We start from the raw sequence: 811 nt of genomic DNA on the forward strand, positions 1-811 counted from the left end.
TCTTGATCGTGTGCGAGGACGCGCAATGGATCGATCCGAGCTCGCGCGAGTTGCTGGACCGGACCGTCGAGCTGGTGGCGAGCCTGCCGGTGCTACTGCTGGTCACCCATCGCCCCGAGTTTCAATCCGTATGGAACGAAAAATCGCACGTCAGCGCGATGGTGCTCAACCGTCTGGACCAGAGCGCGGGCGCCGCGCTGATCCGAAGCGTCGCCGGCAACCGGGCGCTGCCGAGCGAAGTCGTCAATGAGATCGCTGAACGAACGGACGGCGTGCCGCTATTCGTCGAGGAGCTGACCAAGGCGGTGCTCGAAGCGGGCAGTACCGAAGTCGCGCGCGTCGTCTCCGCTGCGCCGCTGCCGGGGCTCGCAGTGCCGCCCACTTTGCAAGCGTCGCTGATGGCACGGCTCGACCGTATCGGCCCGGTCGGGAAAGAAGTAGCGCAAGTCGGCGCGGCCATCGGTCGGGAGTTCTCCTACGATCTGCTCGCCGCGATCGCACACCGCAGCGACCGCGAGCTGCGAGCGGCGCTCGACCGTCTGATCGGCGCCGGGCTGGTGTTCCGGCGCGGTGAACCGCCCGACGCCAGTTTCCTGTTCAAACACGCGTTGGTGCAGGATGCGGCGTACGGCACGCTGCTGCGCGGCCAGCGCCGCGAGCTGCACGCCCGGATCGCTCACCTGCTGGAGGATAGGCTGGCCACGACGGCGGGGGCGCAACCGGAAATTCTCGCTCACCACTTCGGGAATGCGGGTCTGATCGAAAAGGCGGTCTCCTATTGGCAGGAGGCGGGCGAGCGTTCCAAGGCGCG

General features: G+C 67.2%; 1 protein-coding gene. It reads left to right on the plus strand.

The annotated features are described in order from the left end of the window. On the plus strand, positions 1-811 hold an 811-nt coding region (locus C7G61_RS45465), incomplete at both ends, for an ATP-binding protein (RefSeq protein ID WP_420836853.1).

This window comes from Bradyrhizobium algeriense, from assembly GCF_003062295.1.
GTDB classification, from domain to species: domain Bacteria; phylum Pseudomonadota; class Alphaproteobacteria; order Rhizobiales; family Xanthobacteraceae; genus Bradyrhizobium; species Bradyrhizobium algeriense.